The organism is Sphingobacterium sp. UBA1498, assembly GCF_002325125.1.
Taxonomy (GTDB): domain Bacteria; phylum Bacteroidota; class Bacteroidia; order Sphingobacteriales; family Sphingobacteriaceae; genus Sphingobacterium.
Genome location: NZ_DCRG01000021.1, coordinates 176,602 through 190,356 on the forward strand (window position 1 = coordinate 176,602; position 13,755 = coordinate 190,356).

Below are 13,755 nucleotides of genomic sequence, written 5' to 3' on the forward strand. Positions count from 1 at the left end.
TAACGGCAGCGCGCAACTGCTTACTATTCGTAAGGAGAATATGCACGCACTACACCTATGCCGGACAAAGATTTTGAAGCTGCAAAAATAATAATAAAATGAAAACTGAAATTCAAAAGAAGATAAAAGACGTATTTGAAAAACAAAAAGACTTTTTCAGAACGCAGACTACGAAAGAAATTACGTTTCGCAAAATGCAATTGCAAAATTTCCGTAAGGTATTTACGAGTTATACTGACGCAATCTGTGAGGCTTTGAATATCGATCTTGGGAAAAGCAGGGTAGAAGCGGAATATGCCGAAATTCAGATAGTACTCAATGAGCTTGACGATATGATCCAAAATATGGAAGAATGGGTAAAACCGACCTTTGTCAAATCAAAACCGCATACCTCAGGAGCTGAAGTCATTAGCAAGTATATTTACGAGCCCTACGGTGTGAATTACATCATCGGTCCGTTCAACTATCCGGTTCAGTTGACTTTCAGTCCGCTCATTGGCGCCCTTATGGCGGGAAACACAGCTATTATAAAACCATCTGAAAACACACCACATGTTGCAAAGGTAATTGAAGAGATTGTGAAAGAAGCGTTTGATGAAAAATATGTTGCCGTATTTCAAGGCTCCATCGAAGAAAATAGCTTCTTATTGACTCTACCTTTTGATTATATCTTTTTTACGGGAAGTCCAAAGGTCGGTAAAATCATCATGAAAGCTGCCGCTGAGCAGCTCATACCGCTTACATTAGAGTTAGGTGGGAAATCTCCAACGATCGTTCATCACGATGCTAATCTAGAGAAAGCTGTTCAGCGTATTTCTTCAGGAAAATGGATCAATTGCGGGCAGACCTGTGTAGCGCCCGATTACATCTATGTACATGAATCCGTCAAAGATGCGTTTATAGACCATTTTAAGTCTTATTTAAAAACAACTTACGAAGATAAATCATTAGGGAAAATTGGAAAGATCGTAAGTCAGCATCAAATCAAAAATCTAGCTTCTTATCTTGATGCGGCACCTGAAAAAGTAATCTATGGAGGGAAATACGATCTTGATACACGTCATTTCGAAGCTACACTAATGACGGATATAAATTGGGATGATGCTGTGATGCAACAGGAAATATTTGGGCCAATACTGCCTATCCTGACTTACATTGATATTGACGAATCAATAAATGAAATTAACTCCAGACCAAAGCCTTTGGCACTCTATGTATTTTCGGAAGACCAAAAATTTGCGGAGGATGTGATCGCTAGAACAACAAGCGGTGATGCCGAAATTAACAGTACATTGATCCACGTCGGTTCGCATTATCTTCCTTTCGGTGGAGTCGGCACCTCGGGAATGGGTAAATACCATGGTAGATTCAGCCTGGAGAATTTCAGTCATCAGCGATCAATTCTCCAAGTTAAGTAAGTTATAAATATGGAATTTTACATGAACAACTTATCCATGAATAATGTTGATTGCATGCTTGAATAACATCGACTGCAAAATTCTTTAAAAAAATCCCTCACGCAGTATAACAGTTGCACAATTTTTGTTTAACTAAATTGAACTATTTGATCATATCTTAGGTTAGTTACTTAAGGCATTTTGCTCAGTCAATTTATTGGGTTCCTTAAAAGAAAATATGAAAACTGTTTTTATTCTAGAAGATGAGGTTGGTATACAGGAAGTGCTTGAACTTCTTTTATCATCACAAAATTATAACGTAGTAACCTTTTCAACCGTAAAGGAGTTTAACTGTAGGGAGATGGATATTCAGCCGGATTTATTTATGCTTGACGTGATGTTGCCTGATGGGCTCGGAACCGAGGTGTGCCGAGAACTTAAATGCGACCCAATAACATCCAATGTACCGGTATTATTGATGAGCGCCCACGCTAAAATTATGAAAACGGACGATCCACATAGCGCTGATGATTTTATGAGCAAACCATTTGACATCAACGATGTTATTTCAAAGGTTGATAAGTTGACCGCACTCCAGGCATAAGACTGACTGAAGATTATAATGCTATTGCGCTTAATAGGGGAGTGGAAGGCTGAAGGAAAAGACGGTACCTTCATTCTGAACACTCTCTACGCGTATAGTTCCATCATGAAGTTCTACTATTTCTTTACATAGATAGAGTCCGATACCCAGGCCCGCAGTTCCACCAGTGCTAATTTCCTTCACCCGATAATAACGTTCAAATATTCGTTCCTGATCATCCAATGGAATGCCTTTTCCATGATCCCGAATACTGATATTGATATTTTTACCATCCACAACATAATCTGTAATTATCGTCGACCCCACAGCAGAATATTTTATGGCATTGCCAATCAGGTTATGGATCACCTGTGCTATCTTTTCTCGGTCCGCATATATATCCACAGCCCCAGAAGATTTAAAAATAAAATTATGGGTTTTGGCTGTAACGCGAATCTCTTCTTCAATTTCTGAAAACAACAATTTAAAATCAAAAGCTCTTTTATCCATATACATCATACCCGATTCTAATCGCGACACGTTGAGAAAGCCATTAATCATACTGGTCATATAGTCAACTTGCTTTATAGATTTCCCAAGCATATTTTGCGGCGCAGCCTCTTTTGTATGAAAGTCCATCTGCTGTAACATTTGAAGATAGGCCTTAAGCGATGTTAGAGGTGTCTTTAGCTCATGACTGACCATGCCCATGAAATCGTCCTTCCGCTGTTCCTCTTTTTTTTGCTCTGTAATATCTCTAAGCGTACCGTTGAGACTCAATGGAATACCATTTTGATCATAGAACACTCTTCCATTTGCTTGAAGAAGCCTTATTTTTTTATCAACCTTATTTTTAATCTTATATTCTACAAAATAATAGCCATCCGAATCTGTACTAACGGCGTATTGAATTGCAGCAATCACGCGATCTCTATCCTCTGGTAAAATCACCGATAAAGCCTGGTTGAGGTCCACATTTTCATTTGTTGAGAGGCCAAACCACGTCTTGAGCATTGAATTTCCAGAAAAATGGTTTGTGGCGATCTGATAGTAGAAAGTCGCGAGCTCACCCGCTTCTATCGCCAGCGCGAGCATCTGCTGATTATTCTCATTCCGTCTTCTTTCCAAAACCTGTTGAGTAATTTCTTCGAGGATAATAAGCACACCTGAAATATCGCCATCTTCTGAAAATATAGGCTGATAAACGGAATTTACGATCGCTTCTCTCAAGCCGTCTTTGTGGCGCAGTTTCACCGTGAATTCCGTATTAATTTTAGGCTGTCCGGTTTTGTAAACCTGCTTAATCCAATCGTTTACGGGTTGCCCCTGAAGCTCCGGAAGCGCACTTTCATGCGGAAGTCCGATTATTTCTGACTCTTTGCGCCCCCAAATCTTGAGAATAGCGGGATTGGCAATTTCAATGAGATGTTCGGGACCATTTAACATGGCAATACCCACAGGCGCCTGCTCTATGATTGCTCGGATATACTCCCGACTATCTGCAAGCTGCTTTATATAGCTATTGAGTTCTTCATTAGTAGCAGTAAGTTCCTCAAGTGTAGCAGCCATCTCCTCATTGAGTGCCTGCTCTATTTCTTCTTTCTGCTTTATCTGCCGCAAAAACTCCCGGCGTGAGGTTACTTCGAGTGCGGTATTTAAGATACACCATGTTTTCTGATCTTGGTCAACGAGCGCTCTATATTCGTAATCAAAATAATCCAGTGTTTCCTTTCCGTTTTTGATCAATACGGCAGGCGCCTCAGATACAGCATACGTTTTTCCGGTATGCCACACTTCTTGTAGAAGTTTTAGAAACGGCTGTCCTTCGAGTTCGGGAATAGCTTCCATTAAAGGTTTGCCGATAACAGAAGATTCTTTGCCCCAGAGTGCCAACATACCGGCATTCGCAAAGCGGATAATCATATTTTCGCCGGAATATATAGCGGTAGGTGCAGGGGAGGAAGCTAAAGCCTGAATAATTAATTCAGCACTAAAGGAATTATCAAATGGGCCTTCGGTTGGGGAGTTCATACACCAGCAAAAGTATGGAAAAGATAATTTATATCCATGTATAATCGTACTAAAATGCGCTCTATATTTTGTCAAGAAACTTAATAATAGCTATCGTCCGAATTTTCTGATTTTATCGTATCGGTCTATCTAGATTGCGCATTTTTGATCGATAACATTTAATGCGATATTTCCGATTTCTTCAAAATGAGACTAAGTTCCTTTATTTTCTTTGATAGAGTTTGCCTTTCAGTATTGGATTTGATTAGGTTAATGGCCTGTTTGTAATGTTCAATAGCTCTTTCAATGTTCACGTTGGAATACAGGTAACCTAACAATTCATGATAATAATTGCTTTCAACTAAATTTAACCTTTTGGCTACAGCAATGGCCTCTTCGTTGCCATAAACTTTGGCAAAAGCAAACGTTCGGTTTAGTGCTGTGATTGGTGAATATTCAATTAAAATAAGTTGGTTATAAAGCTTTAAAATGTAATGCCATTTGTTTTTATCGGTCGTTGTAGTATGCCAATAAGCAATTCCCGCTTCGAGATGATATTTTGAAAGTTCGTTACCTGTTGTTGCATTTATCAGATAATAATTTCCTCTTTCAATAAGTGATTTATCCCACAGACTTTTATCTTGCTCGTCAAATAAAACAGCCTCGTTTTTATCATTTGTGCGCGCCATAAGCCGTGAACTTTGAAAACACATAAGAGCCAATAAAGCATTGCATTCAGGTGTGTTTGTCAATGGATTCTCCGTCAATAACAATGTGAGTCGCGTTGCTTCCGAACAGAGATCTATTTTGATTTGCTGTTTGTCTGATTTAGAAAAATAGCCTTCGCTAAACAACAAATACAATGTTCTTAAAACCATGTCCAATCGTAAGCAAATATCGGTTTTTGTTAAACTTTTAATTTGAAAATTATCTTTTCGAAGATTTGCCCTTCCTCTTTGTAGTCTCTTCTTAATGGTTTCTGATTTTGTCAAAAACGCATTTGCAATTTCTTCAATGCTAAAACCGCAAAGAATCTGAAGTGCCAGGCAAATTTGGCTTTCATCTGAGTTTACAGGATTACACACCGCAAAAATCATCGCTAATTGACTATCGGAAACCATCTGTGAATCAAATTCGAAATTGGGTTCAACTTGAAAGTCAGGCTGTATTTCGTTTTTAATTTTTATTTCAAAAACCAATAATTTCTTGAAGTAGTCTTTGGTTTTATTCTTCGCAACCACATAGAGCCAGGCCCTTGGATTTTCGGGTATTCCGTTGACGGCCCAATGTTGCGAAGCTTTTAAAAATGTATCGCTGACAATATCTTCTGCAATTTCAATATGCTTTAAACCAAAACTACGACATAAAACCGCCGTCATTTTTGTATACTCCAGGCGAAATAAATGAGGTAGAAGCTCCATGGTATAGAATTTTGTTACACACTCCATTAAAATATACAAAACTTTCCAACAAAAATGCTGTTGGAAAGTTTGCTTGGATTTCTCTAATCACGTTTTACAACTTCTCGAACTTCAATGCTTCCACCCACTTGGGTAAAAATTGGATTGTCTTTCGCTATTTCTACCGCTTCGTCAATGTTATCTGCTTTCACAACAATATAACCGCTGATAAATTCTTTAATTTCTGTATAAGCCCCATCTGTTATCACATTGTTGGGCTTCACCGTTTTCGCACTTCCCTCAAATGGTAAAAGTGTGTTGCCCTTATCCACCAATTTGTTTTGTGATGCAATTCCAGCTAACCAATTCATACGTTCCTGCATTTGTTCAGGAGAAGGTTTGAAGTCTGAAATGTCCTTTAATCTAAAAATTAATGCAAATTCTTTCATATATTTAAAGTTTTTATTATTTGCAGTTAAGACGATCGATTGACTAAAATAGGGACAATCTTGTGCTGATTTTAATACTAGAATATCAAAAAAAGCGCTTATAGCCAAGTTTACTTATCTCTTTGTAACCGCATTGTCAAATACAGTGCTATTCACAATAAGGACTTAAAAATTCCGGTGAAAGATTGATTTGATCATGAAACCGTGCTATAAAATAGGCAAAAAAAAGCAGATAACATACCTGCTACCTGCTGAACTTAATTTAACGAAGTGTTTAAGCTTCTACTTAATTATGCGATGCGCACATTAACTGCGTTAATGCCTTTTTTTCCATTTTCGAGATCAAATGTTACGGCGTCATTTTGACGTACATCATTCAGTAGACCTGATGAGTGGACGAAAATATCCTGACCTCCATTTGATGGTGTAATAAAACCAAAACCTTTAGTTTCATTGAAAAATTTTACTGTTCCTTGTTGCATTATATTTATTATTAAATTATATTTTACCCAAATTCTCCCTGCGTCTGCGAGTACTTAATATATAGCGCTAGGCATAAAGCAGTTAAATCAAATTGTAAACAAAAAATGAGGATGGTATTTTAATCGTATTGAAAATATCAATTTGAAGAAAGGAACTTTACCTGATCTGCTGATAACAAAAACTAGCGGCTGAAAAAGCGAAGACTGATAAGATGGAGTAAACTCAAAAGTTCAGAAGAAGCGATGGCAGAAGCCTGATTATTTCACTAAGGTACACAATGGTTTTAATAAAAACAAGTTATTTGTCTAAAAATATTTTCCTTGAACTATGGTCGTAACACTACTTCCCTAATATCTTTTTCCGATGATTCACACCCCAGTTGTGTAGCTCTTCAATGACTTTTTGTAACGTAAAGACATAATCAGTGGCCGTATATTCTACCAGCACTGGCGACTCATCATAAACGGTACGTTTGACGAGCTGGTGTTCTTCCAGATCTTTTAGTTCTTTAGCAAGTACCTTTGAAGAAATTTTCGGAATACTTCTTTCTATTTCTCTAAAACGTTTGTGGCCACTCATAATGGAAATAATGATGAGGATTTTCCATTTCCCGCTGATAACGTCAAGGGTGTCACGAACGGTTAGCATTCTCGCCATACAGTCGGATTCGGTGCTTTTTGGAAATTGATCTTTCATTTTACTTACTTTAAGGTAACTGCTTACTTTAGGGTAACTGCTTACAAAATGTAAGCAAATGTACGTATTTTTGATTTATAAAAATCTATTTCAACAATTAAAGTAAATTAAAAATGACAAAACAGAATGATTTTTCCCAGAATCCAGATGCAAGAACAAAACGTAGCTATTGGATCATCACCGGTATTACCATGGCGTTAATCATCCTGCCATCCTACTTCGCGCCACGAGAATACCTCATCCAGACGACGAAAAACTTGCAGTTTCCAGATTATTTCCCACTTGAACTGGATATCTTAAAAATCGTGGGAGCCATCTTCATTCTCATTCCAGCTATCCCGACGATGCTCAAAGAATGGGCTTATGTAGGTTTCGGGATTCTATTGCTTTCCGCAAGTCTAGCACATGGTATTGTCGATGGGCTGGCGAAAGGTATTGCCCCGCTTATTCCGTTTGCATTGTTGGCTGTATCTTATTATTATTTCCGTAAACTGAACTATGAAAAATAGTACACTAGCGGTACTATTATCCCTGCTCTTCATTATGACGTTTGGTCAGGAAAAGAATCAAATGCAATTAAAACAAATAAAAAATAGGACGATGGAAAAAAAATGAAAATAGAAATATGGTCGGATATTATGTGCCCTTTCTGTTACATCGGAAAGCGTAATTTCGAGAAAGCTTTAGCTCAGTTTCCCCATAGGGACCTGGTAGAAGTAGAATGGAAAAGCTTCCAGCTTGACCCAGCCATACCCGAAACACCTAAATATCAAAACGATATGTATATGTTTGTGGCCGACCGGAAGGGATTAAGTTATGAGCAGTCAAAAAAGGGGCATCAGGATCTGATCGAGTATGCTAAAACTGTAGGTCTTCAATTCAACTTGGATAAAGCATTGGTCACCAATTCAATGAAGGGTCACCGAATCATACAGTTTGCTAAAACCAAAGGTTTCGGTGAGAAAGCTGAAGAGATTTTATTTAATGCCTATTTCACAAAAGGCAAGAATCTTAATGATCAGAAAACACTGGTCGAACTTGGACAAGAAATCGGTTTAACGGAAGGCGAGATCAATACTGCACTGACAGACCCTATCTATATGCGAAAAGTAGCACATGAGGGCCAAGAAGCACAGAAATTAGGCGCTAAAGGTGTTCCTTTTTTCGTAATCAACAGCAAATATGCCATCGCTGGTGCACAACAGCCCAATGATATTTTACAAACCCTTGAAAATTCTTTCTTTGAGTGGCGGAAAGAGAATCCGCAGGCAACATTAGAAGTAATACAAGGAAAAAACTGTTCAATTGACGGCGAGTGCAATTAAAAACCATAAAATACATTCATTAAATCAGTACAAGTGAAAACAATAGCAATAGTTGGAGCAGGCGCTGGACTGGGCCTCTCCATCGCAAAGAAATTTGGTGAAAATGGTTTTCTGATAGCCCTTATTGCAAGAAATCAGCAAAAGCTGAATGACCTAGTCAGCCGATTGAATATATCAGGAATCGAAGCAGCGGCTTTCACGGCAGATATCTTGGATAAAGCTCAGATCGCATCTGCCTTTGATGCTATCAAAGAAAAATACGGTTTCATAGATGTTCTTGAATACAGCCCAATACCAAGTGTCCATAATTTGGCAGCAACTTTAGATGTTAATGAAGAAAATGCACTTTATCAATTTCAATTCAATGTGCTTGGTGCAATTTCATCCATCCGTGAAGTGCTTCCGGATATGTTGGCTAAAAATACAGGAGCGTTATTATTCACAAACGGAGGTGCTTCATTTTCGCCTGTACCCATGATGGGTAACGTAGGAATAGCGATGGCTGGTCTTCGCAATTATGTTCTTAATCTGAATACCGAGTTATCTGGAAAAGGTATTTACGCAGGTCATATCGGTATTGGTATTTGGATGCAGGAAGACTCCGCTGTACAGGACAAGATCGCATATATATGGTATGATATGTACATGAAGCGAGACAGAGCTGAAGAGTATATTTCCGAAGATAAGGTGAAATGATTCGAATTACCTAATAAAGCAATTGAGTAGGCTGATTTTTCTTGATCTAGATCAAGAAAAAAAATCTTGTAATGTGATAAATTTAATCTAACAAAAAGATAATACAATGGAAATAACAGCCGCATTAGTAAAAGAAAAAGGTGGAAAATTCGAATTGGAAAAAATAACGCTACAAGAACCTCGGCAAGATGAGGTACTAGTACGAATTGTAGCAACCGGAACTTGCCATACTGATATGGCTGCAAGAGATCAACAAACGGGCGCTACTCCTTTTCCCATCGTATTAGGACATGAGGGTGCTGGAATTATCGAGAAAGTAGGAGATGGTGTGAAAAACCTTAAAGTGGGTGATCATGTTGTTTTAACTTTCGGTTTCTGTGGAGAGTGCTACACATGTCAGCGTGGTAAACCCACTTACTGCGAAAATTTCCCGGCTTTGAATTTTGGGGGAGCACGTATGGATGGCTCTCATAGTCACCAACACAACCAACAAGATATTTTCGATAATTTCTTTTCTCAATCCTCGTTTGCAACATACGCAATAGCAAATAAAAGAAACGCTATAAAAGTTTCTGAAAAAGCGCCGTTAGAATTATTGGGACCGTTAGGTTGTGGTATTCAGACTGGGGCAGGAGCAATCATCAACTCGTTGAAAGTATCTCCGGGAAAATCAATTGTTATCTCTGGTGCCGGCGCTGTCGGATTGGCTGCTTTGCTGGCGGCAAAAGCATGCTCGACTGCGGAGATCGTATTAGTCGATATCAATCAAGAACGTCTAGATTTTGCGTTGAAACTCGGTGCAACCCATACCATTAACAGCCGTAATGAGAATGTGGTAGAATCTTTACAAAAGATTTCCCCGAAAGGATTTGATTTTGGGTTTGACACCACCGGTCGTAATGATGTTATTAATAATACCTTATCGAGTTTGAAGTCCTTGGGACAAATGGGTATTGTTGGTGTGGCTACAAAGCCCCTTGAAGTTGAAATGAATACATATGTACTTAAAGGAATTAAGTTGATCGGGATTGTAGAAGGGGACAGTGTACCGACCGAATTTATCCCAGAGATGGTAGAGATGTATCTGAATGGACAGTTCCCATTTGATAAATTAATTAAGAAATATAAATTCGAAGATATCAATCAAGCTATAGAAGATTCAGAATCAGGAAAGACCATTAAACCAGTAATTCTTATTGGTGAGTATAAAGGGTAATCAGCAAAGGGATAAGTCAGTAGCATTAAATGTTACTGACTTATCTATTAAAAATATTTATGTCCGTAGCATCATTTATTTATGGGTCAAAATCGTTAGGGTGAGAACTATTTAAAGCATTATCGGTTTATAGCAAATAAATTGATTACATTTGTTTTATTGATCTTATCGTATGAATTCTCCCAAAAATATTGATTCTGAGTCATTGCTCAGTGTACTTTTTCACTCACCCAATGCCACTGCAGTCTATCAGGGAGAAGACATAAAAATAATGACTGCCAACCTAGCAATGCTCAATTTTTGGGGAAAGGATAGATCGGTTGTGGGTAAAAACCTACAAGATGCCGTTCCCGAACTTAAAGGACAGCCTTTTGTTGATATTCTCAAAGGAGTTTGGTATTCTGGTAAGACTTACATTGCAAAAAACTGTTCCGCATTTCTTCAAAAAGATGGTGTACTCCAGGAATTTTTCTTCGATTTTGAATATAAAGCGATTTTAGATCAAAACGGTAAAACTGCATATATTCTTCATACTGCTTCGGAAGTATCAGAACGTATGAATGCCTTAAAACTTGCAGGTGAAAAGTCCCTTGCGGAAAAAAATCTCAACGAAAAGCTTTTGGCCATAAATGAGGAGTTTAAAGTAGTAAATGCCGATCTGCTATCTAAAAACGAGGAACTCATCACTTCAGAAGACAATCTTCATAAACTATTTTCGCTGTTGCATGAACAGCAACAGCTTTTCCGCATCATGATCGAGCAGTCCCCCGTAGCTATGGCTACTTTGAAAGGCCCTGACTTTATTGTGGATGTTGTAAATCAGCATATTCTTGATATCTGGGGCAAAGATCGCTCTGTATTAGGGAGGCGACTCGCTGAGGCATTACCAGAACTGAAAGATCAGCAATTCCTTGATATTCTGAAAAATGTTTATGAAACTGACGAACCTTTTTACGGAAAAGAACTCAAGGCCCTGCTTACTGTCGACGGAGAAACGCTGGAACGCTATCTTAATTTCGTTTACCAGCCTACGAATGGTCTCTCAAAGGAGGAGAAGCTTATTCTTATTGTTGCTACGGATGTGACAGAACAGGTCAATAGCAGAAGAGCAATCAATGAAATAAATACCCGACTGGAAATTGCGATGGACGCCAGCAGATTAGGATCTACCGAGGTGCAGCTAGCTACGGGGAAGATGCAGAGCACGGATCGGTTTAAGATGAATTATGGATTTATGCCGGAGGAGGATTTTTGTTATTCGGATCTTTTTGAGGCAATGTATCCGGAATATCGTGACAGGGTAAAAGAACTGGTGCAGGAGGCGATTCGCACCAATGGAATCTATAGCACAGAATATCCTGTCAAATGGCGCGATGGCTCTACGCATTGGATTCAGGCCCATGGACGTCCTCGTTACAATGATTTGGGAGTCGCAGACCGCATGGTAGGCATGACATTGGATATCACAGATCGAAAGCTTTTTGAACAGCAGAAAGATGACTTTTTAAGTATTGTGAGCCACGAGTTAAGGACTCCAATTACAGTTTTAAAAGCTTCCCTGCAGTATCTTGAACTTTTAAAGGATAAACCTTATAGTAATATCCATTCGAAAATGATCAACCAGTCCTTAAGAAGCGTGGAGAAGATGAACGATTTGGTTGCTGAACTATTGCAAATTCGCCGCCTTACCGAGGGACAGCTTGAAATCAAAAAAGATTGGTTTAATATGTTTGATCTTCTTCTGCGTACTTGTGACCATGTCTGCTTTGAGGATGAATATCAATTGGTTGTTTCGGGAAATCAAACTGCGAGGGTATATGCCGATGAGCATAGGATCGATCAGGTTGTTATCAATTTTGTCAATAATGCAATTAAGTATGCGCCGATGTCGAAAGAAGTCCATCTAAATGTCGAGGTATTGGAAAATCAATCCGTAAAAGTCTCTGTCCGTGATTTTGGCATAGGCATCGAGCAAGAAGCTCTGCCTAAATTATTTGACCGATATTACAGAGTAAGTCATTCTGGCAAAGAATATTCTGGACTGGGGCTTGGGCTATACATCTGTTCGGAAATCATCAGAAAACACGATGGAAAGATAGGAGCCGAGAGTGTCCTCAATGAGGGCAGTACATTTTGGTTTATCCTACCAGACCGCAAGTCATCGGAATAGGTTGGAGTGTCAGATCTCTCTGCGACCAATATAATCTACAGAAAACAAATTAAAACACCTCGCTTTTGAAATTATTGTTTATACAATATCGCTCTTACTTTTTGTAAAAATGAATTTATTTTAGCTTCTGAATGATTTTGCAGAATTACAATTGTTTTGTCGCTGTCCAAATGCCTTTCTATATAAGTGGAATACCCTGGCCAACCTCCAGTGTGATAAACTATTCGACCATATTTTTTCGAATTGACTACGAACCAACCAAAGCCATAATTTGTTTCTTTTCCATCGTTGGTTTTTAAAGAATTAAATATCAGATCCTTATCTTTTGGATCAATTAATTTATTGCCATATAGTGCTCTGTCCCATTTTAATAGATCCTCTGTAGTAGAATTAACTGTTCCGTCCCCCACGATTCCATCTAAATAATAGGTATAAAATCCTTTGCCGAAGCTATCTGGAAGCACTTTGTTACCAACACTATCTGTAACATATCCAAGAGCATAATTTTCTATTTTTTTAGGTTTAAATCTACTCCTATAGATAAAGGTGTTTCTCATGTTCAAAGGTTGAAATATATTTTCACTCAAAAACTTCTCGAAAGTTTGATGAGATACTCTTTCTATTATCAGAGCCAATAGCGTATAACCTGTATCACTATACTGGAATTTTGCGCCTGGTTGAAAGATCAATTTCGGTCTGTACTTAGCGAAGACGTTAACAATATCCTGGTTGACAGCAATTTTTGCCTTATCCCATTTTTCTTCGAAAATCTCCATATAGTCAGGAAGTCCACTCGTGTGATTTAGTAAATTTCGGATGCTGATATTATCATAGAAACCCAATTCAGGAATATATTTTGACATTGTGTCATCATAGTTTAGTTTTCCTTTTTTCTCTAACAAAACGATCCCCATGGCAGTGAATTGTTTGGAAACAGATGCCAGCTCAAATATGGTGTGGTTATTAAGTTTTTGGCCGTTTTTCTCATTCGCAAAACCGTAACTTTCTTCAAATAAGATTTTTCCTTTCTCTGCAATCAACACATTTCCGTTGAACTCTTTCTGCTTAAAAAGAGTATTGAATAAACTGTCAAGCTGCTTATGTTGCCGTGACTGAGCAAAGGTATGATTGAATATTATCAATACAATTGGTATCAATAAAAATGATTTTCTCATCATGTATTATTTGTAATTGCCTACAACTTGGTCTTTATTCCCAAAAGACTGGATTAGATGGCCTATGCTACGTAAATATACTAATTGTTGACAACAACATTATCAACAATTAGTTGGCATTGATTATTCGTTTTTTTCGGTGGCTTTATTGCGAA

The 13,755-nt window shown here is 38.2% G+C and carries 13 protein-coding genes; 7 read left to right on the plus strand and 6 right to left on the minus strand.

Annotation, left to right across the window (positions count from 1 at the left end; genetic code table 11):
• The first annotated feature begins 98 nt into the window (after positions 1-98).
• Both mdlD and B3139_RS11955 read left to right on the plus strand, forming a co-directional pair.
• Positions 99-1,418: an NAD(P)-dependent benzaldehyde dehydrogenase MdlD gene (mdlD, locus tag B3139_RS11950; protein ID WP_293883333.1), complete on the plus strand. Its 1,320-nt coding sequence runs from the start codon at positions 99-101 to the stop codon at positions 1,416-1,418.
• Positions 1,419-1,635: 217 nt separating this feature from the next.
• Positions 1,636-2,001 carry a response regulator gene (locus B3139_RS11955; RefSeq protein ID WP_209579570.1) on the plus strand — a complete coding sequence of 122 codons (366 nt, stop codon included), beginning with the start codon at positions 1,636-1,638 and terminating at the stop codon, positions 1,999-2,001.
• Positions 2,002-2,031: 30 nt separating this feature from the next.
• On the opposite strand, the gene B3139_RS11960 is transcribed toward B3139_RS11955, so the two are convergent.
• From B3139_RS11960 to B3139_RS11980, 5 genes are all read right to left on the minus strand, one after another.
• Positions 2,032-4,011: a PAS domain-containing sensor histidine kinase gene (locus B3139_RS11960; RefSeq protein ID WP_293883338.1), complete on the minus strand. Its 1,980-nt coding sequence runs from the start codon at positions 4,009-4,011 to the stop codon at positions 2,032-2,034.
• Between the two features lie 158 nt (positions 4,012-4,169).
• Complete coding sequence (locus B3139_RS11965; protein ID WP_293883341.1) at positions 4,170-5,411, minus strand: RNA polymerase sigma factor; 1,242 nt, start codon at positions 5,409-5,411, stop codon at positions 4,170-4,172.
• An 83-nt stretch (positions 5,412-5,494) separates the two neighbouring features.
• Complete coding sequence (locus B3139_RS11970) at positions 5,495-5,839, minus strand: YciI family protein (RefSeq protein ID WP_209579575.1); 345 nt, start codon at positions 5,837-5,839, stop codon at positions 5,495-5,497.
• Positions 5,840-6,129: 290 nt separating this feature from the next.
• Positions 6,130-6,321, minus strand: coding sequence for a cold-shock protein (locus tag B3139_RS11975; RefSeq protein ID WP_209579577.1), 192 nt, complete (start codon positions 6,319-6,321; stop codon positions 6,130-6,132).
• A gap of 340 nt (positions 6,322-6,661) precedes the next feature.
• A complete protein-coding gene (locus tag B3139_RS11980; RefSeq protein WP_293883346.1) occupies positions 6,662-6,979 on the minus strand; it encodes a winged helix-turn-helix transcriptional regulator in 318 nt (105 codons plus the stop codon).
• Between the two features lie 152 nt (positions 6,980-7,131).
• On the opposite strand from B3139_RS11980, the gene B3139_RS11985 reads away from it, so the two are divergent.
• The 5 genes from B3139_RS11985 (at position 7,132) to B3139_RS12005 (ending at position 12,425) form a co-directional block, all read left to right on the plus strand.
• Positions 7,132-7,527, plus strand: coding sequence for a DoxX family protein (locus B3139_RS11985; protein WP_293883349.1), 396 nt, complete (start codon positions 7,132-7,134; stop codon positions 7,525-7,527).
• Between the two features lie 102 nt (positions 7,528-7,629).
• Entirely contained in the window at positions 7,630-8,343 is a 714-nt protein-coding gene (locus B3139_RS11990; protein WP_293883351.1) for a DsbA family oxidoreductase, read from the plus strand.
• 33 nt (positions 8,344-8,376) lie between these two features.
• The gene (locus B3139_RS11995; RefSeq protein WP_293883354.1) at positions 8,377-9,039 is read left to right on the plus strand and encodes an SDR family NAD(P)-dependent oxidoreductase; all 663 of its coding nucleotides are present in this window, start codon (positions 8,377-8,379) and stop codon (positions 9,037-9,039) included.
• A gap of 106 nt (positions 9,040-9,145) precedes the next feature.
• Positions 9,146-10,255 carry an NAD(P)-dependent alcohol dehydrogenase gene (locus tag B3139_RS12000; RefSeq protein WP_293883357.1) on the plus strand — a complete coding sequence of 370 codons (1,110 nt, stop codon included), beginning with the start codon at positions 9,146-9,148 and terminating at the stop codon, positions 10,253-10,255.
• A gap of 172 nt (positions 10,256-10,427) precedes the next feature.
• The gene (locus B3139_RS12005) at positions 10,428-12,425 is read left to right on the plus strand and encodes a PAS domain-containing sensor histidine kinase (protein WP_293883360.1); all 1,998 of its coding nucleotides are present in this window, start codon (positions 10,428-10,430) and stop codon (positions 12,423-12,425) included.
• A gap of 71 nt (positions 12,426-12,496) precedes the next feature.
• On the opposite strand, the gene B3139_RS12010 is transcribed toward B3139_RS12005, so the two are convergent.
• Positions 12,497-13,600 (minus strand): serine hydrolase domain-containing protein, encoded by a 1,104-nt coding sequence (locus B3139_RS12010; protein ID WP_293883363.1) that lies wholly within the window; start codon positions 13,598-13,600, stop codon positions 12,497-12,499.
• Between the last annotated feature and the right edge of the window lie 155 nt (positions 13,601-13,755).

Bases quoted from the DNA above. Each gene is read 5' to 3' on its own strand.
- B3139_RS11970 (WP_209579575.1), bottom strand. From the start codon at position 5,839: ATGAAAGAATTTGCATTAATTTTTAGATTAAAGGACATTTCAGACTTC.
- B3139_RS11975 (WP_209579577.1), bottom strand. From the start codon at position 6,321: ATGCAACAAGGAACAGTAAAATTTTTCAATGAAACTAAAGGTTTTGGT.
- B3139_RS11955 (WP_209579570.1), top strand. From the start codon at position 1,636: ATGAAAACTGTTTTTATTCTAGAAGATGAGGTTGGTATACAGGAAGTG.
- B3139_RS12000 (WP_293883357.1), top strand. From the start codon at position 9,146: ATGGAAATAACAGCCGCATTAGTAAAAGAAAAAGGTGGAAAATTCGAA.
- B3139_RS12005 (WP_293883360.1), top strand. From the start codon at position 10,428: ATGAATTCTCCCAAAAATATTGATTCTGAGTCATTGCTCAGTGTACTT.
- B3139_RS12010 (WP_293883363.1), bottom strand. From the start codon at position 13,600: ATGAGAAAATCATTTTTATTGATACCAATTGTATTGATAATATTCAAT.
- B3139_RS11980 (WP_293883346.1), bottom strand. From the start codon at position 6,979: ATGGCGAGAATGCTAACCGTTCGTGACACCCTTGACGTTATCAGCGGG.
- B3139_RS11985 (WP_293883349.1), top strand. From the start codon at position 7,132: ATGACAAAACAGAATGATTTTTCCCAGAATCCAGATGCAAGAACAAAA.
- B3139_RS11960 (WP_293883338.1), bottom strand. From the start codon at position 4,011: ATGAACTCCCCAACCGAAGGCCCATTTGATAATTCCTTTAGTGCTGAA.
- B3139_RS11990 (WP_293883351.1), top strand. From the start codon at position 7,630: ATGAAAATAGAAATATGGTCGGATATTATGTGCCCTTTCTGTTACATC.
- B3139_RS11965 (WP_293883341.1), bottom strand. From the start codon at position 5,411: ATGGAGCTTCTACCTCATTTATTTCGCCTGGAGTATACAAAAATGACG.
- mdlD (WP_293883333.1), top strand. From the start codon at position 99: ATGAAAACTGAAATTCAAAAGAAGATAAAAGACGTATTTGAAAAACAA.